We start from the raw sequence: 25,016 nt of genomic DNA, 5'->3' as shown, positions 1-25,016 counted from the left end.
CGATGACCTGATGGGATGAGATGCCTTCCCACCAAACCGTGGCTCTTGTTGCGGGCATAGGTGGAAAAGAGAAGCCTTCTGAAGGACATCGAAGTTTTGGGCACTGATCTGGCAAGACCGTTCGCAGCCGTGTAGGATAGGGCGCAGCGGAAGCTATTGTGTGGGAGTGGAAAGGATCTGGGCTTCAAGCGGCGTTGAAGTGCCGAGTTGACAATCTTCCATCTAGAACGGCCGCTCTAACCGTGGCGACCCTGTGGGCACCCCGTGGTGACCACCGCACTCGTTGCTTCTTTCCCATGCGGACTTTGGCGATTTCGTTACCCAAGATTTCGGCTCGGGATGTCGGTAAGCACTGACATGCTCCCCGTAGAGTCCGCAGTTATTAGTTCGCTCTGTTCAGGTTTTGGCCCTCTACTGACCGTTGGTGATACTCCCACGGAGTGAGCCCGTCGAGGCTCGTGTGGGGGCGATGATGATTGCAGTCTTCGCGCCAGGCCGCGATCAGCTCCCGGGCGTGGCTCAGATTGGCGAACAGGTGCTCGTTCAGATGGCGTAATCGGGGCTCACCCCCCCCGGGATCGCCGGTAGTCTTCTTACCGGTAAAACTGTGACCGGGAGAACGACCATGACCAGAGTATTGTTCGCAGGCCTTGATGTCTCGCTTGAATTGACCAGCATCTGCGTTGTCGATGCTGACGGCAGCTTGGTCCTTGAGGCCAAGGCGGTTTCGGACCCTGCCGACATCAGTGAAGTGCTGGTAAATATTGGTGGCACCTTCGAACGAGTTGGTTTCGAGGCCGGTTCCTTGTCGCAATGGCTCTACAATGGCCTCATTGGCGCCGGCTTGCCCGCGGTCTGCATGGAAGCGCGGCACGCCAAGGCTGCGATGGTAGCCATGAACCGCAACAAGAACGTTCGCAACGACGCGCGGTCTCTGGCCCAGCTCACTCGCTTGGGCTGGTTCAAGTCGGTCCATGTGAAGTCGACGGAGAGCCAGGAGATGCGCACGCTGCTCATGTCGCGCGAGTTCTTCGTCAACAAACTGCGCGACCATGAGAACGAGATCCGCGGGCTGTTGCGCCCATTCGGTCTGAAGGTGGGGCGCCTGTTCGCCCATGGCTTCGGCAAGGGTCCCGTCAGGGACGGGGATGAGGCGAAGGCCGTACGAGTGCCTGGTGCTGTTTTTGCGCGCGATCACGCAAGCCCGCCGTTTAGCATGGTCCGCCTCACCTTCGACCGCCAACATGCGGCGCCCCCTACGACGGGCAGACCGCGGACAGAAGCATGACCCCATGACGGATCCGGACCCGATCGCACTTGACGAACACGCCCCGATTACAGAAGGCACTCGTCACGCAGGCGGCCGTTGAAGCTTTCCACGAAGCCATTCTGCATCGGCTTGCCCGGCGCGATGTAGTGCCATTCGGCTTTACGGTCCTCCTGCCAGCGCAGGATAGCGTTCGATGTCAGTTCCGTTCCATTGTCGCTGACCACCATGCACGGATACTCTGCAGAAAATTATAATCAAAAGCGGGGGCGTTTTCAGGGATCACATCAATCTGAAGGCGGCTTACCGGGCGGCGGAAACTGCTGTTGCTGAGTTCGGTTTCACACTTGAAGAAGTTTGTTCAAAGCATGGTAGCCGGCCCAAACCTAAGTCACCGCCCAAGTACCGGAACCCTGAAGCCTCAAGTCAAACCTGGACGGGCAGGGGGCGCAAACCGCAATGGATTGTCGAAGCGGTGAGAAACGGGCGCGACATTTCCGAAATGGAAGTGTGATGCAGGTCTCGTAACCTATACCTCAATTGTTAACCTGAAACGTGATGCAGTCAGAACCGCCCCGGTATCAGGCCAGGGCACCCAAATGATCGGAGGGGCATCTGACTGTACACGGCGCACTCTTCTTTCTGACTGTATCCTGGGCCTCAGTCTTCGGAGTGTGGTCAGGACTTTTTGCGGCCGTGTATTTTCTCTTTTTGTGCGCCGTGAAATCCGGCGGTTTCTTCCAGAGCCTTGATCAAATCTCAGTCTGGAGAAGAGGCTGAGCAGATGAAAAACAGCCAGTCCGATTCTTTATCAGCATGAACTGGAAGGCGCTCATCCTGCTGCCTGCATGTCGCATATGGCGCCATACTTCAGGGGTTCAGTAAACTACCTGTTGGCACCATGTCGTCCCTCCTTTAGGTCTGCCTGCAACTATCCCTTAGATTGAGGGACTGAAAGCCGCGCAATACTTTTCTGTGCAGTACGTTGGGGGATTGTCGAAGGTCCGGATCACTGCCCCAAACTCGTCCAGCCCGCTTTCAGCGGTTTTGCCTGAGCCGCCGGAGAAGCTGCAGTGATCCGCGCGCTTCCGGAGCCAAAGATCCTTTCCATCTGCTCACCGTAGAAAGCCCGCGTGATCGTCGCGCGGTTCCCGGCATATCCATGATAAGCCGACTTGCCAGACGCCAGCGGCAAGCCAGCCCAGATACGCGCCAGGTTGTCCATGAAGGCGGAACGCGAGATCCGGCCGCTCTCGAACTTCTGATATCCGGCGTCCGAAATCAGGAGCGCAGCCATACGGTTTTGCGTCTCCCGGCTGAAACGAGTTCTATCAGGCAGACCGAGACGCTTCTGCAAATTAAGCAAGGTCGAAGGTATGATCTGAAAATTTCCGATGGCGTGGGGCTGGCCCGGCGTGCGGTCGATCGAGGCGTAAATTTCCGCAAAAGTCATCCGCGAGGGTTTCTTGCCAGGTTTAACCTTGGCACCGTGATGGATCGCGTCGTAACGACCGCGGGGAGCTTTAGCAAAGGCGATGAGGGCAAACAGTTGCTCAGCACTGGAGCCGGAAGGAAGGTGGAAAGAGGCTGGGGCAGGGGGCTGCTTTCCCGGCCGCGAGCGCTCAAAGGCGTCGAGAGCAACCCACTCACTTTCCCGCGTGGCGAAGTTCCAGCCGCTTTGGGGGGAGGCCGGAGCAGAGGCAAGGCTTTCCCGAATTTCGGTGGTCTCTTTGAGGCTGAAGCTGCCGGAGCTGGACCAGTCTTCTGCGGTGACGGCCACAAGAGCCAAGAGCGCCATCAGGAGGGCCGAAAGGGCAATCCGTGGCCTCTGACCCCAGAGAGAAATTGAGGCGCTTTGCGCCGCTCCACAGGCGGGCTTTTGGCACAGCCCTCCCTGATGGTTCGGGCCAGCAACGCCCAATTCGGCCCTTCGGTCCTCATAGAAGGTCCACACCTCACGCAGCAAAGCTGCAATCAGCGCAAGGCGCTGATTTGATTGCCAAAATTCGCATTTTGTCAATTTGGTAGTGGCAGCACCTTGTGAAGCCCTATTTTCAAGGGCCAAAATTGCCCCTGGCCCGGCCGTGGCCCGGCTCTGGCCCGGCGTGGCCCAGGCCGCGGGCCAGCTCTGGCCCGGCAAAACTGGGGTTGTTCGTGCCTCATTCATCGCTCGATCTCCACCTCTGCCTCGCGCTCCAATCCGTCGCTGCCCTGCTGCATGTCGCGCCGGATCGCGTCCTGGAATGCGGCCTCCTGGCTGGCAAGGTTTGCGTGCTCTTTTTCCAGGACTAGGCTGGAGTCACGTCGCAGCGTCTCCACCGCTTCGGTAGCAAATGCGAGGAGCTCTTGCTGGCTGGTATCGGACTTCGACATGAGGGAGGCGATGAGCAAACGGATCATCTGCATCTCCTTCATGACAGAGAACCGCAGCGCCGACAGGCGTTCGCCTTGCGCCTCGACCCGGCTTTCCAGCCCTTGCAAGGAGCCCGTGCCTAAGACCTGACCTTCTCGTTCGTCAGCGTTTCTCACGGCCCTTTCTTGCAGGTCCGTGATAGCGCGGTCCAAAGCTTCTTGACGGTTTTCAGCGGTGCCTTCGATCAGGGCGCTCGCTACCGGCCCAAGCCGGACACGGAGGTTCTGCTGTGTCTCACTCATCGTTCAATGTCCTTGTCACGCTGCAGGATGATTTCTGCCTGCTTTTCAACTTCTTTAAGTTTCTCATCGAAAAGACCGGGCAGGGCAGGGGGCTCCTTCTCCTTCTCCTTGGCCTCTTTTTCCTTCACCGCCTCGGGTTTCTGCTGCGGTTCTTCTCGGGCTTTCTCTTGTTCCGGCTGCCGGGCGCGGGCGCCAGCGAGGCGGCCGTCCAGCCAGGCATCAAGGGCGGTCTGGCGGATGCCAGTTTCGTTTTCGATGGTCTTTGACAGCCGGTCCGGATCTTCAGTCAGCAGCATCGCCTCATCCCGTGCCCGGCTGATTTCGAAGTAGAAACTCTTCTGGGTCGCTAGGGTCAGATGGGGTATTCGGCTTGCGCCCCACTTCCAGCCTCGGTCTCGGGTAGGTGCTGCGTCTCGAGCTGATGATAATACGTGGTCTGTGTGAAGCAGCCACAAGCATCAAGGAAGGAGACGCAGCATGAAGCATTATGCCGGATTGGATGTATCAGTAAAAGAAACCGCCATTTGTGTTGTCGGCGACGACGGCCAAGTCTGCTCAGAAATGAAGATTGCGAGCCACCCCGAGGAGCTCTCTCTGGCTTTGAGCAGCATCGGGGTCCATTTCGAACGGATCGGGTTGGAAGCCGGTCCGCTGTCGCAATGGCTGTTCGAAGGGCTGGCGCGCGCGGGGCTTCCGGTGATTTGTATCGAGACACGCCACGCGAAGGCCTTCCTCAAGGCGCAGGTGAACAAGACCGACCGCAATGATGCGCGTGGGATCGCGCAGATGATGCGGGTCAACCTGTACCGTCCGGTGCATGTGAAGACCCGGGAAAGCCAGCAGCGCCGAGCCCTGCTGCGAGCCCGGAAGCTCCTGCAAGAGAAGGCGATTGCTGCCGAGAATGATATTCGCGGCTTGCTGTGCAACTTCGGGCTCAAGGTCGGTATCGTCGGCAGAGGGAAGTTCGAAGCCCGCGCCTTGGAACTCATCGCGGAACTGCCGGAACTGGAGAAGGTGATCAGCGTCTTGCTCGCGGCAAGGCGCAAGCTCCGTGAGGGCTTCGCCAAACTGCACCGCGAGGTTGTGGAAATCGCGACGGGAGACGCCGTTTGCATGCGCCTGATGACAGTCCCAGGTGTTGGCGCGGTGACTTCTCTTGCCTTCGTCAGCACCATTGATATCCCGGCGCGCTTTCGAAGGTCTCGAGCGGTTGGGCCGGTCTTAGGGCTGACACCGGTCCTAAAACAGTCCGGAGAAAGTCAACGCGTCGGCCGGGTATCCTTGTGTGGCGACGGAATGATGCGAGCCTTGCTGTACGAGACCGCGCAATCCATGCTGACCAGGGTGAAGAAATGGTCATGGCTAAAAGCTTGGGCCGTGGGCGTCGCGAAGCGTAGTGGCTTCAAGAAGGCCGTCGTGGCTTTGGCGCGGCGCCTTTCGGTGATCATGCACAGGATGTGGGTCGATGGCAGCGAGTTCCGTTGGTCGCGGGAGGGAGCCATCGCAATGTGATCGACCCGGAAAGGAGTTAGAGTTCCACCGCAGGTGGGAAGACGTCCTTCGCGGGACGATGGGTGAGGCGAGTTCGCAATGGGTCCAGTTCCGGCAGCATCATGGCTGCCAGGCCGCGAGTCAGATCGGACCGCTTCACTCTTCTAATCCCATGATGGGAGGGCCAGCGTGCCGATCCCGAAGAGAAGCGAGGGCCCGCGAAAGACCTGAAGTCCTGCCGCGAATGACTGCTCGATGGCGCTTGACCAAAGAACGCCGAATAGAGAAGGATCTAGGAGTGAAAAACCGTGATCCCCAGTAGCACAAAGCCCGCGATGAAGACGGTTTCCGCCACCACCAGGGTGATGGCTTGGCCGCCAACGTCCAGTATGCGTCTGAGCGATGTTTTCATGCCGACCGCGGCGATCGAGATCAGCAGCGCCCACCGGCTCGCTTCACTGAGCACGCCGACGGCAGGTGCCGGGATGAACCCAAGCGAGTTCAGCGTGGCAAACCCCAGAAAGCCGGCCACGAACAGGGGGAGAGCCGGCGGGCGGTTGATTTCCCCGGACGCCCCGGAGGCGCCCCGCATCAGCAGGGAAATCACCAGAACGATCGGGGCCAGCATTGCAACACGGAACAGTTTGACCAGCGTGGCGACCTCTCCGGCCTCTTCAGACACGGAAAATCCGGCCCCGACCACCTGGGCTACATCGTGGATCGTGCCACCAAGGAACACACCGATCGTCACATCGTTAAAAGCGAAGGTTTCGCCAAGGATCGGATAGAGGATCATCGCGGCCGTCGACAGCATCGTGACGCTGAGCACTGTGAAGATGAGGTTCTGCTCGGAATGTTCGTTCCTGGGCAGAACAGCCGAGATTGCCATGGCCGCTGAGGCGCCGCAAATCGCCACCGCCCCCCCCGTCAGAAGGCCAAAACGCCAGCCGCGCCCCAAGAAGCGAGCCGCCAAAAGGCCGAAGCCTATCGTCAGCAGCACCCCGGCCACAAGCAGACCGATCAGCTCCAGGCCCAGACCCGCCAACAACTCAAGGCTGATCCGCGCGCCCAGCAGCGCTACGCCGAAACGCAGCACGCTGCGCGCGGTGAATTCCACGCCTGCGCGACAGGTCTCTTCTTCGCTGAGGAAATGCAGCGCGATGCCCAGAAGCAGCGCCATCAACATCGCAGGCGCACCATAGTGTTCCGAGATGAATTGCGCGGCGACCGCTATGACAAGAGACACCAGAAACCCCCGCGCGCGGGTCCGCAGGCCCTGCAGCGGATAGAGACTTACATGTTGAATAACGCTATGGAACATAATACTTTTCCGGTTTCATGGTGGCAATGAAGAACTGTTCGGGGACGTCGGTTCAGGGTGACGTCCCCGTTTTCGCAGTTCGCTGGCCAGAAGGGCGCGCGCCAGTGTCAGCTCAGACGCAGCTCCGCCGCCCGGGCATGCCCCTCCATGCCTTCCATCCGGCTGATCCGCGCCGTGCGCAGCGCCAACTCATGGGATGCTGCGGCATTGCTGCGCTGCCAGGTGACGGTCTTGGTGAACTTGTGCACCGACAAGCCGCCGGTATAGCGCGCCGCGCCGCTGGTGGGCAGGACATGGTTCGGACCGGAGGTCTTGTCACCGAAGGACACCGTGGTCTCCCGCCCCAGGAACAGTGAGCCATAGGCAGTGAGGCGGTCCAGCCACCAATCGAGATCTTCGGCCTGGACCTGCAGGTGCTCGGGGGCATAGCGGTCACTGACTTGGGCCGCTTCTTCACGGCTGCCGCAAAGGATGACCTCGGCGCGATCCGCCCAGGCCTGGCGCGCGGCCGATTGGTTGGGCTCCGGCAGCTCGCGGATCAGGCCCTCGGCCCGGGCCATGACACCTTCGGCCAGGGTCTGGCTCGTGGTGACCAGCCAGACGGGGCTGTCGGCACCATGTTCCGCCTGGCTGACCAGATCCCAGGCAACGGTTTCTACTTCGGCGGTATGGTCGGCAATGACGAGCGAGTCCGTCGGCCCGGCGAACATGTCGATCCCCACATCTCCAAACAGCATCCGCTTAGCCTCGGCGACATAGGAGTTGCCCGGGCCGACCAGAATATCGGCGGGTTTGGCCCCAAACAGGCCCTGCGCCATGGCGGCAATGGCCTGGACCCCGCCCAGGTTGAGGATCAGATCCGCGCCGCTCAGGTCCATCGCATAGATGATCGCATCGGGTATGCCGGTCTCCGGCCGGGTCGGCGAAACTGCCGTGATATGTTTGACACCGGCCACTTTGGCGGTGGTGATGGTCATCAGGGCGCTGGCAATGTGGCTGTAGCGGCCTCCGGGCACGTAACACCCCGCGCTGGAGACCGGTATCTGCTTCTGCCCTGCCACCAGCCCGGGGATGACCTCGATCTCGCATTCCCCCATGGTGGCTTTTTGCGCCTCTGCAAAGCGGCGGATATTCGCATGGGCGAACTGGATGTCGTCTTTCAGGTCCTGCGGAACGCGGGCACAGGCGGCGGCCCGGTCTGCATCGGAAAGCACGATGCCGCCAGCCCAGCCGTCCAGTTTCTTTGCGTAGCGCCGAACCGCCTCTTCTCCCTCACGTTCGATATTGGTCAGCATGACCGAGACGATATCGCGGATGCCGTTGTTTTCTGCTGCGGGCCGGGGCGCGGCCTTTTTGAGATAGGTGATTGCCATTGGATCAGCTCGCTTCTTGGGTGGTGTGGTCATGGATGGCAGTGGCCAGAACATCGACAGTGTCGACAATCGGCACCTGCGCGACCAATTCTTCTGCCATCAGGGAAAACTCGGAACAGGCGACAAACAGCATATCGGCGTCGCACCGGGTCAGTTCGGTTGCCGCATCGGTCAGGATGCCCAGGGCATCTGGCGTGGGTCCGTTTACCTTGATCTGCTTGATGGCGGTCAGCATCCTGTCCGCATCGGCCGGCCAGAGCGCCGACAGCCCCGCCTCTTTGAGGGGCTCATCAAACACTCCCGCCATCTTGACGGCGGGCGAGGCCAGAATTCCGACTTTGGCCCCTTGCGGCAGGTTTTGACGGGCCACAGCCACCGAAAGCGCCACCATATCGAGAAAGGGAACTGTGGCTGCCGCCGTAATGAAGGGCGCATAGTGGTGGGCCGTGTTGCAGGGCATGGCCAGGGCAGTGGCGCCAGCGGTTTCCAGCCGCTGCGCCATGCCAGCAAGAACCGGGCCCGGGTTTTCGCCGCGCCCTTCGATCAGATGCGCAATCCGCGAGGGCACCTGCGGGTTCATGTCGATCAAAAGCGGCAGGTGGTCGGCATCATCGCGGGCCTCGATCTTCTGCAGCAGACGTTGTTGCAAAAGGATTGTGGCCTCTGGCCCCATCCCGCCCAGAACACCGACCACGCGACGGGTCATGACGCCACCTCATCCACGGCCTCGCAGATCAGCTCTGCAACGAAGGCGCAGTCCTGTTCGCTGAACGGCAGCGGCAGACGCATGTCAAACAGCGCCGACAGCACGCGATCGGTATGCGGCAAGGCATGCCTGTCCATGTAGCGCCAGCTTTGATGGTTGGAGGTGAAGCCCCTTGGTTCGGCGGCGCCAAACCACTTCAACTCGACGCCGCGCGCATCGGCAGCGGCCAGCACGGCCTCGCATTGCGCTGCGCTGAAACCGGGCAGACGGAATTGGATCGACGATCCCACCGGCGTTTCCGCAGCAGGCCTTGTGATGGTGCGGATCCGGTTCGATGCGGCAAGCCCGCGATCGGTAACGGCATAGAGCGCGTTCCAGGCGCTGATGCTCCCGTCGAGCCGGGCCAGCTGCGGGCGCAGGATCGCTGCACGCAGGCTGTCCATCCGGGCAGAACAATTCGGCATCTGATAGCGGGTTTCGGCAAACGCCTCGGGTGCGGGGCCTGCGCCGTGCCGTTCATACAGCATGTAACTGCCCGACAGGATCGTCGCACGCGCGGCAATCCCGGCGTCATCAGTGGTCAGGAACCCGCCTTCGCCCGAGTTCATGTGCTTGTATGTCTGTGTCGAGAAACAGGCGGCCTTGCCGAAGTTCCCCGAGCGTCTGCCGTTCCAGCGCGCACCCATCGTGTGGGCACAATCTTCGATCACCGTGACCCCGGCACGGTCGCAGATGCGCATCAGGGCCTCCATGTCGCACAGATGCCCGCGCATATGGGACAGCAACAGGAACCGTGCCCCGGTGGCAGCAATCTTCTCTCCAAGGTCGCCCAGATCCAGACGCAGGTCTTCGGTGATTTCGACCAGGGCGGCGCGGCCGCCGGCGGCGGCGATGGCCCCCGGCACCGGGGCCAGCGTGAAGGCATTGGTCAGAACAACATCGCCCGGCGTGACGCCGCAGGCGCGCATGGCGATCTGCAGCGCCTGACCGCCCGACGTCAGCGCAAGGCAGTAGGCACTGCCTTGCCAGTCGCGGTACTCGGCTTCCAGCGCCGCCACTTCGCCTGTTTCGCCGGGCAACAGATTGTATCGGTGCAGCCTGCCGCTTTCCAGAACGGACATCGCGGCCTGCATCGACTCGGCAGGCAAGGGCGCCTGCTGCGTGAACACTTGGGTGAACTTCCGAGCCACGATGTCCTCCATCTTTACAGGTTGACCCAGCGGTTGCCGTGATCGAAGGCGAAGTCATACCCGCCCAGAGCCGCAGCGCCGCCCGTGTGCAGGAACACCACGCGCTCGTCCTTGAACTCACCCTTGCGGGCCAGATCGATCAGCCCGGCCGCGCCCTTGGCAGAATAGCAGGGGTCCAGCAGGATGCCCTCAAGCTCGGCAAACATGCGAATGGCCTCGATGCCGCTTTTGGTCGGCAGGCCATAGCCCTCACCGACGTAATCGGTATTGGCCATCACGTCTTCACGCTTGACCACACCCGGGCAGCCCAGTTTCTCGGCGGTTTTGCAGGCCAGATCATAGACCATCTGTTCCTGTTTCGGCTGCGGCGCCCGGGTGCCGATGCCCAGCACGGGGATCTGGCTGTTCATGGCACACATGCCGGTTACAAGCCCCGCCTGGGTGCCCGACGACCCGGTCGCATGCACGACCCGGTCGATCTTGAGCCCGGAGTCATTGGTTTGCGCCAGCAATTCAAACGCGCAGTTCACATAGCCAAGCGCGCCGGTCGGATTGGAGCCGCCACCGGGGATGACATAGACCTTATGGCCTTTGGCACGCATTTTCCCGGCTGCGCGTTCCATCTCGGCGGGCATGTTCTGGCCTGCGGGGAACTTTTCGGTCGTGGCGCCATGCAGGTGATCCAGCAGCACGTTGCCGTTGGTGTTGTAATTGCTGTCCTCATACCCGGTCCGGTCCTCCAGCAGGATATGGCATTTCAGCCCCAGTTTGGCGGCAAAGGCTGCGGTCTGGCGCCCGTGATTGGTTTGGGTCGCGCCTTGTGTCATCACCATATCGGCACCTTGTTCCAGCGCCTCGGCCATCAGGAATTCCAGCTTGCGGGTCTTGTTGCCGCCAGTCGACATGCCGGTGCAGTCGTCACGTTTGATCCAGAGATCAACCCCCAACTCCTTGGACAGGCGTTTCATGGGTTCCAGCGGTGTGGACAAATGAGCGAGATGGACTCGGGGAAAGCGGGAGAGATGCATAGCTTGTTCCTTGATGTTCAGATGTAAGTTGACGCGGGCGCGAAGCGGTCGTCAGCTGAGCCCGTCGTTTGGAAGGGGAAACCCCGAATTCCTGTGTGTATTTCTTCGAGAAATTCGACAGGCTGATAAAGCCGCAGGCCACCGCGACTTCGGAAATGGGCAGAACGGTCTGTTCGATCAGCGCCTTGGCACGGCGCAGGCGCAGCGACCGGTAGAATGCAGCCGGGCTCTGGCCCAGCTGCGATTTGAACTTGCGTTCCATCTGGCGGATGGAAAAACCTGCGATTTCAGACAGCTGCGCCACCGTCAGCGGGGTTTCCAGCGCGTTCTCCATCGCCGCGATCACAGGTTCCAGCTTCACGAGGCGCAGGGCCATCACATCGTTGGCACTGCGCGGCTGCTGGATGGTTCCGTCACGGATTTCCCCCATCAGCAGCACCTGGGCCACCGATTGCGCCAAATGCGGCGACAGCGGCGCCACGATCTGCGACAGCACCAGATCCGCAGTAGAGGCCATGCCCCCGCCCGTCATGATCCGCACCTTCTGCGCAAACAGCGGCAGCGACTGGTCCAGCGAATACCCCGCATCCTGATCCAGCTGCTGGATTTCCCAATGGGTGGTCATGTCATCCGTGTCTGGATGCAGCCGCTTCCATTCCGCAGCCGCATCGGACAGCAGCGTGATGCTGACGCCCAGACGTTCCAGCCAGCACAGCCGCGGCTTCAGCCTGCGGAACGCCGGCCGGATGCCCGCACCGCCCAGCACCAGCAGGTGATCGGGCAGTGCGGCGCCGTCGGGCTGGAACGGGGTTGCGCGCACCAGGCTGCCCCCCATTCCCTCGACCAGCGCGTCATCCTGTGTTGTGCATACCTGATGGGCAAAACGGACCTCAGAACTCAGCCGCGTGGCGATGCGCAGGACATCAAGCACCAGCGCCAGCTCTGTCGGGACATATCCCTGCTCAGCCAGTATTATGACCACAACGTTTTTCATGACCGGCTCAGCTCCGCATCAGGCCATAGCCGGGATCATAGGGCGACGGCGCAATGACCTCGGCCTCTACCATGCCGCCATACATATCCAGCTGCATTGTGGTGCCTTCGTCCGCCAGCTCCGGATCGACAAAGGCATAGGCCAGGTTCAGACCCACCCGGTGCCCCCAGTCGCCCGAGGTCACGGTGCCCACGACCTTGCTGCCCTGCATCAGCGAGGCCCCGCCTTGGGCCGGCGCATGGGTTGCGTCCACCTTCAGCGTCACCAGCTTCTTGGACGGGCCCTGCGCCTGGCGCTTCTGCAGCGCCTCGCGGCCGATGAAATCGCCCTTGTCCATCTTCACGAACCGGTCCAGCGAGGTCTCGAAAGGGTCGAATTCCGTCAGGATATCCGCCTTCCAGTGCAGGAACCCCTTCTCCATCCGCATCGATTCCACCGCGCGGGCGCCGAACAGCTTCATCCCATGCGCCTCGCCTGCCTGGCGCAGCGCCAGATAGGCCGCGTAAAGCGAGGCATTGGGCACGTGGATCTCATAGGCCAGCTCGCCCGAGAAGCTGACGCCCAGGACGGTCGCCGGCGAGAACCCGATGAAGCATTCGCGCACCGACAGCCACGGGAACGCCTCTTTAGACCAATCGCCGCGGGAACAGGCCGACAGCACATCGCGCGCCTTGGGGCCTGCCAGAACCAGAATGGTCTGCTCATTGGTCAGCGACCGGATCTGCACGTCCTCATCTGCACGGACATGCTGCTGCAGCCAGTCCATGTCGTGATATTCACTGGCCGCCGCAGACCCGTACCAGACCCGCGCCGCGCCCCGGTCGGATGCCGGCAGGTTGGCAATCGTCGCCTCGCCCTTGACCATGCCATGACGGTTCAGCAGATAGCCCAGCCCGACCCGGCCGTCGCGCTTGGTCACGGCGCCGCAGAACATGCGGTCCAGAAAGCTGTGGCGGCCGTCGCCGGTGATCTCAAACCGGTTGAAGCCGTTCACTTCGCACAGGCCGACGTTTTCCTGCACGTTCTTCACATCCTCTGCGACGATGCCGAAGGCCTCGTCGAAATTGAAAGTCAGCGAGGGGTGGAAATCCGGCGCGGGCTTGATGTAGTCCATCCGCTCCCAGCCGTTTACGACAGTGAACTCCGCACCCTCGGCTGCCAGCACAGGGGTCAGCGGCGTGGTCTTGGCCGGACGCCCGGCGGGGCGGTGCTCATGCGGGAAGTGGAAGCGGAATTCGTTCTGGTAATCCTCGATCGCTTTCAGCGCCGTCAGCTCCACATTGGTGTGGCCGGTAAAGCGGCGCGGGTCGATGCACCAGGTGTCATAGCAGGCCTCGCCATGCACAATCTGCTGCGCCAGCAGCCAGCCGTGGCCGCCGCCTTCGCCCAAGCCCGCGCGCAGGCCGATAGCGCAGAAGGCGTTGCGCTTACCCGGGATCGGGCCGATCAGCGGCGCGCCGTCGATGGTATAGGTGATCGGGCCGTTGACAATGGACCGGATCCCGGTTTCGCGCAGCGCAGGCATCCGTTCAAAAGCGCCCTCCAGCACGTCCATCACACGCTCCAGATCATCGGGGCACAGGGCGTTCACGAAGTTCGGGTCGATCCCGTCCATGCCCCAGGTTTTGCAGTCCTGCTCGTAGAAGCCGATCAGCAGCCCGTTCTTTTCCTGGCGGCTGTAGTAGTCGCTGATCGGGCAGCGGATCAGCGGCATCCGGTGGCCCGCGTCAATGATGCCGGGGATGTCTTCGGTCAGGAAATACTGATGCTCCATCGAGGCGACCGGGTGGTGCACCCCCATCATCGCGCCAACCTCGTTCACCCGGTAGCCGCAGGCGTTCACCACGATGTCACAGTCGATGTCACCATGTTCCGTGTGCACGGTCCAGGTGTCGTCCTTGTGCTGGGTAAGAGCGGTGACCGGGGTATTGCGGTAGACCTCGGCACCTGCCTTACGGGCGTGGTAGGCGAGCGCCTGGCACAGTTGCGCAGGGTCGATATCGCCGTCCAGCGGGTCCCAGAGACCCCCTATCATATTGTCAGTAGAGATCAGCGGGTGGCGGCGGGCGCATTCCTCGGCGTCGATCACTTCGAGATGCACATCCATGCCGCGCGCCATGGAGGCGAAGTGGCGGTAGCCCTGCATCTGCTCTTCGGTATTGGCCAGCCGGATGCCGCCGTCTGCATGGTGGTAATTGATTGGGTATTCCGGGTTTTCAGCCAGCTGTTTGTACAGGTTGATCGAATGGGTCTTGAGGCCGACCATGGTCTGGTTCATGCCAAAGTTCGTGACTTGTGCGGCGGAATGCCAGGTGGTGCCGCTGGTCAGCTCATTGCGTTCGACCAGGACGACGTCACTCCAGCCTTCCTGGGTGAGGTGGTAGAGGGTGGAACAGCCGGCGATGCCGCCGCCGATCACTACAACTTTGGTACGGGATTTCATAGAAGAGCGCCTCCGAAACAATTTGACCCAGATACACCGTCACATTGCCTCTCAGAGCAATTGCACGGCTCTGTTTTCATATAATTTCGAACTTAGAGTTCTATTTTTTAGCATAAATCGAGAGACCATTGCGCCAAGCGCAGCCAAGGCCATTGGATCGCATCCGTAGCACCTGCTTCAAAGGACGTGATATGGCTGTACAGCGTGGAAAGAGAGGCGGGCGCCGGGAGCGTCTGGCACAGCGGGCAGCAAAGCCTGCAGTGGACCCATGCCCGCCTGGTCAGGCCGGCGGCGCATACAAACCACTCAGCGATTCTGATTTGCGGCGCATATACGATACTGCGCTCGACTTGCTCGAAAAACTCGGCATCGGCGAAGTGCCGGACCGGCTGCACGCCGATCTGCTGGCCATCGGGGCCATCGACAATGGCAACGGACGGATCCTGTTCCCGCCTGCATTGGTCGAAGAGGCAATTGATCAGGCCGCCAAGACCTTTATCCTGCATGGCCGCGACCCGGAGCGCTCGATCGAGGTCGGTGGCAACAAAGTGTATTTCGGCACCGGTGGCGCGGCGGTACAGACCCTGGATATGGACAGCGGGCTCTACCGCCCGTCGACCCTGGAAGACCTTCATGATTTCACACGGCTCCAGGACACGCTGGCCAATGTCAGCTGGTTCACCCGCTGCTGCGTGGCAACGGACGTGCCCGGCAATTACGATCTGGACGTCAACACGGTTTTTGCGCTGCTGAAAAACACCTCCAAGCCAACAGCAACCTCGTTCACGCTAGCCGAGTATGTGGCCCCGATTGCCGGGATGCTGGACATCGCGGCAGGCGGCCCGGGAGAGTTTTCCAGGCGCCCCTTTATGAAGGCCCATATCAGCCCGATGATCTCGCCTATGCGCTATGGCGAGGATGCGGTGGATGTGGTGTATGAGTGTATCCGGCACAACATTCCGATCTCCTGCATCACTGCGGCGCAGGCCGGGGCGACCGCGCCTGCCACATTGGCCGGCTTTCTGGCGCAATCGCTTGCTGAAACACTTGGCAGCCTGCTGATGGTACACGCCATCCAGCCCGGCTATCCCATGGTGTTCTCCAACTGGCCGCTGGTGATTGACCTGCGCACCGGTGCGTTTTCCGGCGGCAGCGGCGAGACCGCGGTGCTGAACGCGGCCTCGGCGCAGCTGTCGAACTGGTTGGGCCTGCCGTCGGGGGTGGCCTGCTCGATGACGGACGCCAAGGCCATTGACGCTCAATACGGGATGGAAAAGGGCATCACCTCGATGGCGGCGGCGCTGGCAGGCGGCAACCTGATCTATGAAAGCTCGGGAATGACCGCATCGCTGTTGGGGGCAAGTTTCGAGGGGTTCGTGCTGGATGATGAAATGCACTCGAACACCTACCGCGCGCTGCGCGGGATTGAGGTGACGGATGAGAATCTGGGGTTCGAGGCCATCTGCGGCGCTGTATTGGGAGAGGGCCATTTCCTTGGCGGTCAGCATACATATGCCGCGATGGAGCGCGACTACTTCTATCCAAAGCTTGCAGACCGCGACGAGCCGCGCACATGGGCTGAAAACGGGGCGCAGGATGCCTGGGGGCGTGCCAGGATAAAAGCCCGTGAGATATTGCGTTGCCACAACCCGGCCTATCTTACCCCAGAGCAAGAACAGGAAATCCGGTCCCGGTTCAAAATCCTGTCATCCTGATGCGGAAGTCAGTCCACTAGTTTAAAGCTGTCAGCAAGCCATGGCGTTTGCTGATGCAGCGTTGAGATGACATGCTCCCGGATTAACCCCCGCATTTGGCTGTCGATCAGTTCCAGCACGGACCTTGAACAATCGGGGGTCGAGACAATGGCCAGCGTGCGCGAAAAGCTCTTGCCGGGGAACCGGTGTATAGCAAGTTTCGGCTGAAACCGCTTGGCCCGGGAGAACAGCAAGGGTGTGGTGATGGTCCACCCGGAGCCCGCCGCAACCATTGCCATCAGCGTTTGGTTGTTGCTGCATTCAAAGTTGGAGAGCGCTCTAAGTCCTATGCGCCGCATCTGGGATTCTATCTGCCTTGCGATGATCAGGTTGCTTGAAAATCGCAAGAACGGAAGCTTGGTGCGGCCTTCGACAATATCCGCCAATGACTGCTCGCTGAACCGGGGCAGCACCACAACAAAGGGGTCACGCAGCAATGGGCGGTCCTGCAGGTCGCGCAGCCTTTCATCCGGTGTGGTCGTGATCCCCAGATCAAGATGGCGGTTGCGCAGCAGTTCGATAATCGCGTGGCTGGAATCCGTTTGATACATGAAGTTGCAGGACGACATGTTTTCCGACAGGAAGACTGCCAGTTCCGGAATGATATCGCTGTCGAAGTCCTCAATCGTGCCGATCCTCAGATAACTTGCGTCTGCAATACTTCCAGCCGAGGCCTCGGCCTTGGCTTTGCGGATTGCATAAAGCGCATCATCTATATTGCGCAGAAACACCTGACCCTTGGGGGTCAACACCATTGGCCTGCGCGAGTGGTTGAACAACTCGACCCCAAGATGATCTTCCAGATTGCGCAGATGATGCGACACGGTACTGATGGTCAGTCCGGTGTCTTCGGATGCCGCCTGAAGCGAACCTTTCTGTGCACATATCTGAAAAATCTCCAGCCACTTGAGACTAAGATCTTTGGGGGCTGGTTGGCGGGCCATGTGATCTTTCTTTCTAAGGATCTGCATCGGATAACTTTTAAATTATGATACTATTGATCAGATATCATCCTATCAATCGAATAGTTGTCTTCCGTTTCAGGAAGCTGTGGGAGCTTTGCAAACCATAGCAGATTGGGCTTCTGGCGGTGCCAAGCCAAAAACTTGGGAGATAGAAATGAAAAGATTGCTTTTGACATCCGCATTTGCCATGGGCCTTGCTGCGCCGGCTTGGGCCGAAGGCTGCGGTGACGTGACCATCACGCAAATGGACTGGGCTTCGGCCAATGTCGTGACTTCAGTGGCCAAATTCCTGATGGAACAGGGGTATGGGTGCAGCGTCACGACCGTTCCATCCTCGACACCGACAGCTTTGACCTCCGTTGCAGAGACCGGCATTCCTGACATTCTGACCGAACTTTGGGTCAATACTGCCCCAGCTTATGCCGAACTTGTTGCGGACGGTAAGCTGATCGAACTGGCCGACGTGCTGTCAGATGGCGGTATCGAAGGTTGGTGGGTGCCGCAATATGTGGTCGATGCGCATCCCGAAGCGGCCACCCTGGACGGTATTCTGGCCAACCCCGGCCTTGTCGGCCGCCGGTTTGACAATTGCCCCGATGGCTGGGGATGCCGAACCGTCAATGACAACATGAACCGTGTCATTGATATGGAAAGCAAGGGGATCGAGGTGTTCAACCATGGATCGGGCGAAACGCTGGCAACAGCCATCGCCTCGGCCTATGCGGACCAGAAACCCTGGTTCGGCTTCTACTGGGCCCCGACCGCCATTCTGGGCAAATATCCGATGGTTCAGGTTGATGTCGGTGCGCATGATGCGGAACTGCATAACTGCAACAGTTCCAAGGACTGCGCGGAACCCGGTGTCTCGGCCTATCCGCGTGCTGCGGTCAAAACGGCTGCGACGACCGATTTCCAGCAGCGTGAACCCGCGATCGCCGAACTGATGTCGAACATTTCATTCACCAACGACCAGATGAACGGGGTGCTCGCCTGGATGGAAGACAACAATGCCTCTGCCGAGGAAGGCGCTGTGTATTTCCTGACAAACAACAAAGATCAGTGGAGCGGCTGGCTGAACGACGACGCCCGCGCAAAGCTGACCGCGATCCTGAATTAAAGCAACGCACGAGCGTGCCCCGGCAACCAGTGCTCGGCGGCACGCTCATTTGAAGATCTGTTAAGGGGCCAAAGCGTGACGAGCTACGAGAAACTGTTTGACCGGTTGGGATTGCGTGACTGGTGCGATGCCGATGCGGCGGATTCGCCGATGAGCATGGCCCAATTGCTAGCCCAGACCAATGAAGGCAATGCGGAGAGTTCCGGGACACTCCCGTTTCCTTCGTTGGACACCCTTCACGAGGCCTGCAACGCTTTTCCCCAAACCCGGGACATGACGATCAGCGTCGAGCAAGGTTTCCTTTCCATCAAGGACAGCCTCAAGTTTGTCCTTGACCCGCTGACCCAGCCGTTGTCGTGGATACTGGAAGGGGCGCTTTTTACCTTCATGGCCACACCCTGGTGGATTCTGATCCCGCTTCTGGTCTTGGCGACCTGGCTGGCCACGCGCACCGTGAGCATCACGGTCTTTGTCGCGTCTGTCTTCCTGTTCTTCGGCGTGATCGACCATCTTGATGTCGCCTTGCAGACGCTGTCGATCATATTTGTCTGCACCGGGTTCAGTGTTCTGTTCGGTGTGCCGATTGGCATCATGATGTCCCGGTCCGACCGGATGCAGCAGATTATGCTCCCCATCCTCGACATGCTTCAGACGCTGCCGAGTTTCGTCTATCTGATCCCGCTGATCTTCCTGTTTTCCGTGACCGAGCCAAAGCTGTATGGCATCGCGATCATCCTCTACGCGATTGTCCCCGTGATCCGGCTGACCGACCTGGGCATCCGGCTGGTCGAGAAAGACGTGATCGAGGCCGCCGACGCCTTCGGAATGACAGACCGGCAAAAACTGTATGGTGTGCAACTGCCCCTTGCCCTGCCCAATATCATGGCCGGGGTGAACCAGACGATCATGATGAGCCTTGCAATGGTGGTGATTGCGTCTCTGGTCTCCGCTCCCGGTCTCGGCGTGCTTGTCCTGCGGGGAATACGCAACCTGGAACTGGGCGTTGGACTGGTCGCTGGCTTCGGTATTGTTTTGCTGGCGGTGGTGCTGGACCGCTGCTCCAAAGCAGCCCTGCAACGCATTGACCCAACGCACAAGACGGATTGACTCAAATGACGACACCCAAAATTCAGATCCGGAACTTGTACAAGATCTTCGGCTCCAACCCGAAAGCCGTTCTGCCCTTGGTGCGGGATCAGGGCCTTGGCAAACCGGAGCTCCTGGAACGGCACCAGCATGTGCTGGGGCTGCGGGACATCAATATTGACATGCAAGCCGGGGAAATTTCCGTCATCATGGGGCTGTCAGGCTCTGGGAAATCCACTCTCATCCGGCACCTGAACCGCTTGATCGAGCCAACCGCTGGAGAAATCCTGTTGGACGGGCAGGATGTCACGGATCTGAACCCGGTTAGCCTCCGCGGCATACGGCGCACGTCCATGTCCATGGTGTTCCAGAAATTCGCCCTGCTGCCCCACAAGACCGTGCTGGAAAATGCGGCAACCGCGCTGCGCATTCAGGGGGTCGAGCGGGAAAAAAGGGAGGCAGAAGCGCGCAAATGGCTTGATCGTGTCGGCTTGTCCGGGTTCGAAAACCGCTATCCCAATCAGCTATCAGGCGGGATGCAGCAGCGTGTCGGCATTGCCCGTGCGCTGACCGCAGATACCGACATCATGCTGCTGGACGAAGCCTTCTCGGCGCTGGATCCGCTGATCCGGACCGACATGCAGGATCTGCTTCTTGAACTTCAAACTGAACTGCACAAAACGATCATCTTCATTACGCATGACCTGGATGAGGCGCTGAAGCTTGCCGATCATCTGGTGATCCTCAAGGACGGCGCTGTTGTACAGCAAGGCTCTCCGCAAGAGATTGTGATGAACCCGGGCGACCCGTATATCGAAGCCTTTGTGGGTGACATCAACCGCGCGCGGGTGCTGCGGGCCGGAACCATCGCCGTTGCGGGGGCTCCGGTGGGAACCGTTGCCGGAGAAGTCGACTGGCAGGACACTCTTGAAACTGTCATCAGAACAGCAGGCGGGCGCGCCGATGTCTCGGTAAGAGTCCTCCGGGAGGGGCAGGTCGCGGGGAAGATCGAAATGCGTGATTTGATGCTGGCTTTGGTGCCCTATGCCTCCAACAGAAACACCCCGGAGGTCCAGGGTACGGCTAGCGCATCAAGCGTAGCATAGCTGCGACGTTGAATTTTGAGTTGCTCCAAACGGTTGTTTTTTTGTCGCAGTCGGAAAAGTCACCAAACACTAAAAACGAGTGTGCTGCCCCCCTAGCGAAGCTGTGTTTGATTTTGTCACGTTGCGGTTTTTTCAGAGAATCTGACATTCGTGCAAAACGCAGCATCCGGCACTTTGGGATCAACTGCCGCCTTGCGGCGTCGCGGCGACTAGACCACCGCCCTGGAAGACCAGAGTGGATCCCGGGTGCTCCCTGGCATGACGGGAGCCAGCCGAGGCTGTGTGAAAACGTTAGCCCGCGAGCGCTCTCGTCGAGTTCGTGCCCACAAATTGTCCAGAAGACCACTCAGCTGGGCGAGAGATTGCGGATAACCGCTTAACAGCCCATCGACTTTCCCAGCCACTTTGTCTGTAGCCTTGGCCAGGTAACTTGCATCAAGATGGGCGTAACGCTCGGTGCTGTCCGGTGACCTGTGGCCAAGCAGCTTGCCAGTCATGTGCAGGATTTCGCCCGACATGATGGCGTGGGAGGCATAGGTGTGGCGGAGATCGTGCAGCCGGATCCCGTCGGGCAATCCGGCCAGGTGTTTGAAGGTTTGCCAAGCGTGGTCGATTGATATGCGATGCGGCTGCTTAGTCCGCCGCGCCGGGAATACGTAGCTGGACCGGCGGTGTTTTCGCAGCCGGTCAAGGTACTGGATTGCAGCATCGCTCAGATTGACCTCGCGCGGGCCTGTTTTGGTGCGCCGGAGGGCGAGCCTGTCTTTCTGGACTTCGTCCCATCTCAACCGCAGGATTTCGCCGGAGCGGCAGCCGGTCAGCAGCATCAGCCAAATCGCGTCCGCAGCGTCCCGTTGTTTGGAGGAGGCAGAGTCCAGCACGACGGCCAGCCGCCGAAGCTGGCCGCTGCTCAGCATGCGCCCGCGCGCCAAGCGCCGGTTGAAACGCAGAGGCGCTGCCGGATTGGGCAAATCCGCCGGAAGAAGTCCTGCTTCCCGGCCCCAGTTCAGTATTGTCGTGAAGTGCCGGAGCGCCTGGTTGGCGCCGCCCGGCCTGGAGCGGGAATAGGAATAGAACCATTCCGCGATCTCGGGCGTTGTGATCCGCGCAATTCTCCGCCGGCCAAAGGCGGGAAGAAGGTGTGTGTCCAGATAGTAGCCCAGGGCGGAAAGCGTGGAATTGGCATAGATCCCGCGCTTGGCATCCAGGAAGGCGGTGCAGCGTGCCGAGAAGGTGAGTGTGTTGCGCTGCTCCGGGGCAGGGGGCTGTTGTCCTGTGCCTCTGTGCGCATGGAAGGCCTCGCGTGCCTCGCAGATTTCCATGTCCTCAAAACGCCCCAAGGTGACACGCCGGGTTTTCCCGCGTCCCGCTGCCAGCAGACCCAGGACTTGGCGCCGCCGGGCTGGACACGCAGGGCCAGGCCGTCGCACTGGGCATCATGAAGCACGTATTCCTTCTTGCGCGGCTTGAGAGATGACAGGATCAGCGGGGTGAGGAGGGTAGGCCTCGCCCGGATCGAAGATCAGGGGACTGTAGGCAGCGGCCGACGCTTCCCGCTCTTCCCTGGACCACGTGGCCGCGTAACGCCGAACCGCATCATAGCCGCCGCCGTATCCATGAGCCCGGAGCTCCTCAAAAATCCGGATGCGGGTCAGTCTCTCACGCTTGGGCTTCTTGGCGTTCTCAGTTAGCATGCCGTCAAGCTCATCCCTCCAGTGGCCAAGCTTTGGAAGCGGCTGAACAGTCCGCTCTTAGGTGAGCGCAGTCACACCGGACCGGACTACCTTCCTCACTGTGTTCCGCGACACCCGCAGCTCGCGGCAGATCTGCTTGATCGACTTCTTATCCTGAAAATATGCCCGCCGGATATTCGCAATCGTCTCCACAACCATCATCCCACACTGTGCTCCCCGATAACCACGGGAGCATCATGACCATCAATGTTAAGGGGGGGCATTTCTGGAAGCCGATCACCCCTCTACGGGGCCAGAATTGCACGCCTGTTTACACGCGGATTTCTAATGTCTCTTGCAGGAGGCGCAGCTGCCCAGGCGAGACTGTCCAGCCTAGTTCCCGCAAAAGGGATCGTCCCCCCCCGGGGCGGAACCTGGGTAGTGCAAACGACTTGTGGCCGCGGTGGAAAGTGGCTCGGAACGAGACGCGTTCCGCCGCTCCCAGGCCGCAGGGAGATTGAGCTATCCAGGTTCCGTCCGGATGCCGATGCAGTCGGTATCCGGATAGAGCCCGGTCACGAGCCGAAAGCTCGGGATTTGCCGACACAAGAACAGGCGTTCAAGACGAGCGCGGCAAAGACCCGCATGCAGCCCAAACACGACATTCATGCAAGGCCGGCGATGCCTCTGCTGCACGCGCGAAAGCCTTCCCGAGAGCTGACCTTCAAGTCTGCTCAGCCGTCCCTGGCGATGCCGCGCCTTGCTTGAAGGTCAGCGAAGCGCAGGAAGCGCCCTTTGCAAACCTCGACCGTTTGAAGCAGCCAGCCGAGGTTTTCTGCTACGGCGCAGCCCACCATTCCTGCCATTCGCTGTGACTGCGAGATTTTCGAACTGGTCGGCTCACAAACTGCGGGACCTTTCGGGCTTTCGCTGCGGGTGCTCAGTTTTCGTTGCGGTCGCGATACGTTCAGAGGAGGGGAGAGAAGCGGTAGCTCGCCGCGCGCGCGAGCCAACCATTCCGCAACACCGGAAGCCGCCATTCAAGCCCCACCGAACTTGGCTGCCCTCTGCGCTGCCGCAAGTCAGTCTCGGATGCTGATGCAACGCCAGCATGGGTATAGAAAATCTAATAGCGCGAGCAACAATTTCTCGTTTGAGTGGTGCGATCTCTGCCTGTAGAGCCGCTCCTGCCCATGTGAGGGCTCAAGTAATGAGGCAGACATGAAATTTTTTACAGCCGCAGCAATCACGCTGCTGTCTCTCCCAGCTGCGCTTACCGCCGCGCCCTGGACCGACGCACAAATGCAAGAGCTGGCTGAAAGCAGCTTCGCTGCCGTTATCGAAGAATACAACGTGCCCGGGCTGGTTGTCGGTGTGACGCACCGCGGGCAGACCTACTATTATGCGGCAGGCCTTGCCTCCCGTGAGGACAATACTGCCGTGTCTCCGGATACGCTTTTCGAGCTTGGATCGGTGAGCAAACTGTTCAACGTCAGCCTGGCCGCCCTGGCTGAAGCACGCGGCGATATGGACCTGAACGAGCAGGTTTCCGAACGGCTGCCGGACCTTGATGGCACTGCTTTCGGGGACTTGTCGCTGATGGATCTCGCAACTCACAACTCCGGAGGGCTGCCACTGCAGGTGCCTGAAACCGTAGCGAGCTCCGAAGGCCTCGTGGAGTGGCTGGCCGATTGGCAGCCAAGCGACACAGGCTCCCGAAGCTACTCGAATATCAGCATCGGTCTCTTGGGGCATATCACAGCCAATGTCTTGAGCATGGGGTATGCGGATACGGTCGAGCAGGATCTGTTTCAGGAAATGGGCCTGCAAAGCACCTGGGTGAATGTCCCTGAAAAATCCTTGGAGCGCTATGCGTATGGCTACGACCGCAAGACGGACCTTCCGATCCGGGTCAATCCCGGGGTTCTGGACGCCGAAGCCTATGGCGTGAAATCCAGCGCGCGCGACATGGTGCGTTTCCTGGAGCTTAACATTGGGCACGCCGATGCCTCGGACGACCTCAACGCCGCTTTGAAAAGAACCCGCCAGGGGCTGGCGCAAACAGACGCCTACGTTCAGAACATGATCTGGGAGCAGTATCCCTGGCCGGTCAGCGTGGAACAGATGATCAAGGGCAACAGCTACGCCTATATCCTGAAGCCGCAGCCGATGGAGACGCTCGATCCGCCTTTGCCGCCGCAAAAAAACGTCATCCTCAACAAAACCGGGGCGACCAATGGATTTGGAGCCTATGTTGCCCTCCTGCCGGGAGAGGAGCTGGGGGTGGCTGTTCTGGCAAACCGGAACATCCCGAACGAAGCCCGCATCCGGGCGACGTACGCCTTCATTCAGCGCGTGCTGGCAGATCAGGAGTAGGATGGATTGCGCCGCCACTTGACCCAGAAAGCGGCGGCAACAATTTAGGAAGTTTCCGTGTATGAAGAAGGTGTTCTTTGGGCTCGCCCTGCAATTGGCCTGCCCCTCCCCGCTTGCAGCGCTCGATGCCTGGTCTCTCGAAAAATGCAGCATCTACGCGAAAGCCTGGCGCAGTTATGACGCTGGCCTCCCAGACCTCAGCACTGGCTTCAGGGCGTCGAACGAGACGTTCATCGCAGCCGGCTGTCAGGCCCGGACATCGGCCTGCCCCTCAAATGACGCCGATCATGAGGTTGCCGATCAGCTCAACTGGATCATGGTCATTGAGGGCGCGCCGGGCTCGTTTCTGCCATTCTCTTGCCGTCGGCATTCGCTCGCAGCCCATTGACACTGTCGCGGTTTCTCATCTTGCGGTCACAGATGGGAACCGCGAGGCTGGCGCGGCCTGCCCAATCGATCCGCAACACAGGA

21 protein-coding genes and 4 pseudogenes are annotated in these 25,016 nt (G+C 60.2%); 9 read left to right on the top strand and 16 right to left on the bottom strand.

Translation table 11 applies throughout. The annotated features are described in order from the left end of the window. Positions 1–184: 184 nt before the first annotated feature. Positions 185–343, bottom strand: a pseudogene (locus tag METH_RS24205) (ISKra4 family transposase); the annotation flags it as partial. Between the two features lie 39 nt (positions 344–382). Next, a pseudogene (locus METH_RS23605) lies at positions 383–553 on the bottom strand (integrase core domain-containing protein); the annotation flags it as partial. Positions 554–625: 72 nt separating this feature from the next. Between METH_RS23605 and METH_RS21290 the strand changes: the two are divergent. Beyond that, positions 626–1,288, top strand: coding sequence for an IS110 family transposase (locus tag METH_RS21290; RefSeq protein WP_024092361.1), 663 nt, complete (start codon positions 626–628; stop codon positions 1,286–1,288). Positions 1,289–1,341: 53 nt separating this feature from the next. Here the strand turns inward: METH_RS21290 and METH_RS23600 are convergent. Next, positions 1,342–1,503, bottom strand: a pseudogene (locus METH_RS23600) (integrase core domain-containing protein); the annotation flags it as partial. A 5-nt stretch (positions 1,504–1,508) separates the two neighbouring features. Here METH_RS23600 and METH_RS25500 point away from each other — a divergent pair. Continuing rightward, the gene (locus METH_RS25500) at positions 1,509–1,781 is read left to right on the top strand and encodes an H-NS histone family protein (RefSeq protein WP_084013894.1); all 273 of its coding nucleotides are present in this window, start codon (positions 1,509–1,511) and stop codon (positions 1,779–1,781) included. 495 nt (positions 1,782–2,276) lie between these two features. Here METH_RS25500 and METH_RS21285 read toward each other — a convergent pair whose 3' ends face one another. The 3 genes from METH_RS21285 to METH_RS21275 all read right to left on the bottom strand — a co-directional run bounded on the left by METH_RS21285 (position 2,277) and on the right by METH_RS21275 (position 4,218). Beyond that, a complete protein-coding gene (locus tag METH_RS21285) occupies positions 2,277–3,332 on the bottom strand; it encodes a lysozyme family protein (protein ID WP_156927568.1) in 1,056 nt (351 codons plus the stop codon). Positions 3,333–3,430: 98 nt separating this feature from the next. After that, a complete protein-coding gene (locus METH_RS21280; RefSeq protein WP_024092358.1) occupies positions 3,431–3,922 on the bottom strand; it encodes a hypothetical protein in 492 nt (163 codons plus the stop codon). Beyond that, positions 3,919–4,218, bottom strand: coding sequence for a hypothetical protein (locus METH_RS21275; protein WP_024092357.1), 300 nt, complete (start codon positions 4,216–4,218; stop codon positions 3,919–3,921). Before METH_RS21275 ends, METH_RS21280 begins: the two co-directional genes overlap by 4 nt. Positions 4,219–4,399: 181 nt before the next feature. Here METH_RS21275 and METH_RS21270 point away from each other — a divergent pair, with 181 nt between their 5' ends. Beyond that, on the top strand, positions 4,400–5,434 hold the full coding sequence (locus METH_RS21270; protein WP_024092356.1) for an IS110 family RNA-guided transposase: 1,035 nt from the start codon (positions 4,400–4,402) through the stop codon (positions 5,432–5,434). Between the two features lie 271 nt (positions 5,435–5,705). Here the strand turns inward: METH_RS21270 and METH_RS21265 are convergent, their stop codons facing one another. The 7 genes from METH_RS21265 to METH_RS21235 form a co-directional block, all read right to left on the bottom strand. Further along, positions 5,706–6,734, bottom strand: coding sequence for a YeiH family protein (locus METH_RS21265; protein ID WP_024092355.1), 1,029 nt, complete (start codon positions 6,732–6,734; stop codon positions 5,706–5,708). 107 nt (positions 6,735–6,841) lie between these two features. Then, positions 6,842–8,107, bottom strand: coding sequence for a histidinol dehydrogenase (gene hisD / locus METH_RS21260; protein WP_024092354.1), 1,266 nt, complete (start codon positions 8,105–8,107; stop codon positions 6,842–6,844). A 4-nt stretch (positions 8,108–8,111) separates the two neighbouring features. After that, on the bottom strand, positions 8,112–8,813 hold the full coding sequence (cuyB, locus tag METH_RS21255) for a cysteate racemase (RefSeq protein WP_024092353.1): 702 nt from the start codon (positions 8,811–8,813) through the stop codon (positions 8,112–8,114). After that, complete coding sequence (locus METH_RS21250) at positions 8,810–10,015, bottom strand: DegT/DnrJ/EryC1/StrS family aminotransferase (protein ID WP_024092352.1); 1,206 nt, start codon at positions 10,013–10,015, stop codon at positions 8,810–8,812. Before METH_RS21250 ends, cuyB begins: the two co-directional genes overlap by 4 nt. A gap of 2 nt (positions 10,016–10,017) precedes the next feature. Next, on the bottom strand, positions 10,018–11,031 hold the full coding sequence (cuyA, locus tag METH_RS21245; RefSeq protein ID WP_044008823.1) for a D-cysteate sulfo-lyase: 1,014 nt from the start codon (positions 11,029–11,031) through the stop codon (positions 10,018–10,020). Continuing rightward, complete coding sequence (locus METH_RS21240; RefSeq protein WP_024092350.1) at positions 10,940–12,025, bottom strand: GlxA family transcriptional regulator; 1,086 nt, start codon at positions 12,023–12,025, stop codon at positions 10,940–10,942. Before METH_RS21240 ends, cuyA begins: the two co-directional genes overlap by 92 nt. Positions 12,026–12,032: 7 nt before the next feature. Beyond that, complete coding sequence (locus tag METH_RS21235; RefSeq protein ID WP_024092349.1) at positions 12,033–14,468, bottom strand: GcvT family protein; 2,436 nt, start codon at positions 14,466–14,468, stop codon at positions 12,033–12,035. 191 nt (positions 14,469–14,659) lie between these two features. Between METH_RS21235 and METH_RS21230 the strand changes: the two genes are divergently transcribed. Further along, the gene (locus tag METH_RS21230) at positions 14,660–16,183 is read left to right on the top strand and encodes a trimethylamine methyltransferase family protein (protein WP_044008822.1); all 1,524 of its coding nucleotides are present in this window, start codon (positions 14,660–14,662) and stop codon (positions 16,181–16,183) included. A gap of 8 nt (positions 16,184–16,191) precedes the next feature. Here the strand turns inward: METH_RS21230 and METH_RS21225 are convergent, their stop codons facing one another. After that, positions 16,192–17,166, bottom strand: coding sequence for a LysR family transcriptional regulator (locus METH_RS21225; protein WP_024092347.1), 975 nt, complete (start codon positions 17,164–17,166; stop codon positions 16,192–16,194). Positions 17,167–17,341: 175 nt separating this feature from the next. Between METH_RS21225 and METH_RS21220 the strand changes: the two genes are divergently transcribed. The 3 genes from METH_RS21220 to METH_RS21210 all read left to right on the top strand — a co-directional run bounded on the left by METH_RS21220 (position 17,342) and on the right by METH_RS21210 (position 20,496). Then, positions 17,342–18,304, top strand: a complete 963-nt coding sequence (locus tag METH_RS21220) for an ABC transporter substrate-binding protein (RefSeq protein WP_044008821.1) — start codon at positions 17,342–17,344, stop codon at positions 18,302–18,304. Positions 18,305–18,379: 75 nt separating this feature from the next. After that, a complete protein-coding gene (locus METH_RS21215) occupies positions 18,380–19,411 on the top strand; it encodes an ABC transporter permease (RefSeq protein ID WP_024092345.1) in 1,032 nt (343 codons plus the stop codon). A gap of 5 nt (positions 19,412–19,416) precedes the next feature. Further along, the gene (locus METH_RS21210; RefSeq protein WP_024092344.1) at positions 19,417–20,496 is read left to right on the top strand and encodes a quaternary amine ABC transporter ATP-binding protein; all 1,080 of its coding nucleotides are present in this window, start codon (positions 19,417–19,419) and stop codon (positions 20,494–20,496) included. A gap of 209 nt (positions 20,497–20,705) precedes the next feature. Here METH_RS21210 and METH_RS22865 read toward each other — a convergent pair whose 3' ends face one another. Next, positions 20,706–21,836: a tyrosine-type recombinase/integrase gene (locus METH_RS22865; protein WP_156927567.1), complete on the bottom strand. Its 1,131-nt coding sequence runs from the start codon at positions 21,834–21,836 to the stop codon at positions 20,706–20,708. Between the two features lie 159 nt (positions 21,837–21,995). Continuing rightward, a pseudogene (locus tag METH_RS23590) lies at positions 21,996–22,391 on the bottom strand (IS21 family transposase); the annotation flags it as partial. Between the two features lie 999 nt (positions 22,392–23,390). Between METH_RS23590 and ampC the strand changes: the two are divergent. Both ampC and METH_RS21185 read left to right on the top strand, forming a co-directional pair. Then, complete coding sequence (gene ampC / locus METH_RS21190; RefSeq protein ID WP_024092339.1) at positions 23,391–24,545, top strand: class C beta-lactamase; 1,155 nt, start codon at positions 23,391–23,393, stop codon at positions 24,543–24,545. A gap of 61 nt (positions 24,546–24,606) precedes the next feature. After that, complete coding sequence (locus tag METH_RS21185; RefSeq protein ID WP_024092338.1) at positions 24,607–24,933, top strand: hypothetical protein; 327 nt, start codon at positions 24,607–24,609, stop codon at positions 24,931–24,933. Positions 24,934–25,016: the final 83 nt, after the last annotated feature.

Source organism: Leisingera methylohalidivorans DSM 14336, from assembly GCF_000511355.1.
Lineage (GTDB): Bacteria > Pseudomonadota > Alphaproteobacteria > Rhodobacterales > Rhodobacteraceae > Leisingera > Leisingera methylohalidivorans.
This window is presented reverse-complemented; position numbering and strand designations above follow the sequence as displayed.

Coding starts and splice junctions, on each gene's coding strand:
- METH_RS21280 (WP_024092358.1), bottom strand. CDS start 3,922: ATGAGTGAGACACAGCAGAACCTCCGTGTCCGGCTTGGGCCGGTAGCG.
- METH_RS21225 (WP_024092347.1), bottom strand. CDS start 17,166: ATGGCCCGCCAACCAGCCCCCAAAGATCTTAGTCTCAAGTGGCTGGAG.
- METH_RS21185 (WP_024092338.1), top strand. CDS start 24,607: ATGAAGAAGGTGTTCTTTGGGCTCGCCCTGCAATTGGCCTGCCCCTCC.
- hisD (WP_024092354.1), bottom strand. CDS start 8,107: ATGGCAATCACCTATCTCAAAAAGGCCGCGCCCCGGCCCGCAGCAGAA.
- METH_RS21265 (WP_024092355.1), bottom strand. CDS start 6,734: ATGTTCCATAGCGTTATTCAACATGTAAGTCTCTATCCGCTGCAGGGC.
- METH_RS21240 (WP_024092350.1), bottom strand. CDS start 12,025: ATGAAAAACGTTGTGGTCATAATACTGGCTGAGCAGGGATATGTCCCG.
- METH_RS21230 (WP_044008822.1), top strand. CDS start 14,660: ATGGCTGTACAGCGTGGAAAGAGAGGCGGGCGCCGGGAGCGTCTGGCA.
- ampC (WP_024092339.1), top strand. CDS start 23,391: ATGAAATTTTTTACAGCCGCAGCAATCACGCTGCTGTCTCTCCCAGCT.
- METH_RS21275 (WP_024092357.1), bottom strand. CDS start 4,218: ATGCTGCTGACTGAAGATCCGGACCGGCTGTCAAAGACCATCGAAAAC.
- METH_RS21250 (WP_024092352.1), bottom strand. CDS start 10,015: ATGGAGGACATCGTGGCTCGGAAGTTCACCCAAGTGTTCACGCAGCAG.
- METH_RS21270 (WP_024092356.1), top strand. CDS start 4,400: ATGAAGCATTATGCCGGATTGGATGTATCAGTAAAAGAAACCGCCATT.
- cuyB (WP_024092353.1), bottom strand. CDS start 8,813: ATGACCCGTCGCGTGGTCGGTGTTCTGGGCGGGATGGGGCCAGAGGCC.
- METH_RS21210 (WP_024092344.1), top strand. CDS start 19,417: ATGACGACACCCAAAATTCAGATCCGGAACTTGTACAAGATCTTCGGC.
- METH_RS21290 (WP_024092361.1), top strand. CDS start 626: ATGACCAGAGTATTGTTCGCAGGCCTTGATGTCTCGCTTGAATTGACC.
- METH_RS21235 (WP_024092349.1), bottom strand. CDS start 14,468: ATGAAATCCCGTACCAAAGTTGTAGTGATCGGCGGCGGCATCGCCGGC.
- cuyA (WP_044008823.1), bottom strand. CDS start 11,031: ATGCATCTCTCCCGCTTTCCCCGAGTCCATCTCGCTCATTTGTCCACA.
- METH_RS21220 (WP_044008821.1), top strand. CDS start 17,342: ATGAAAAGATTGCTTTTGACATCCGCATTTGCCATGGGCCTTGCTGCG.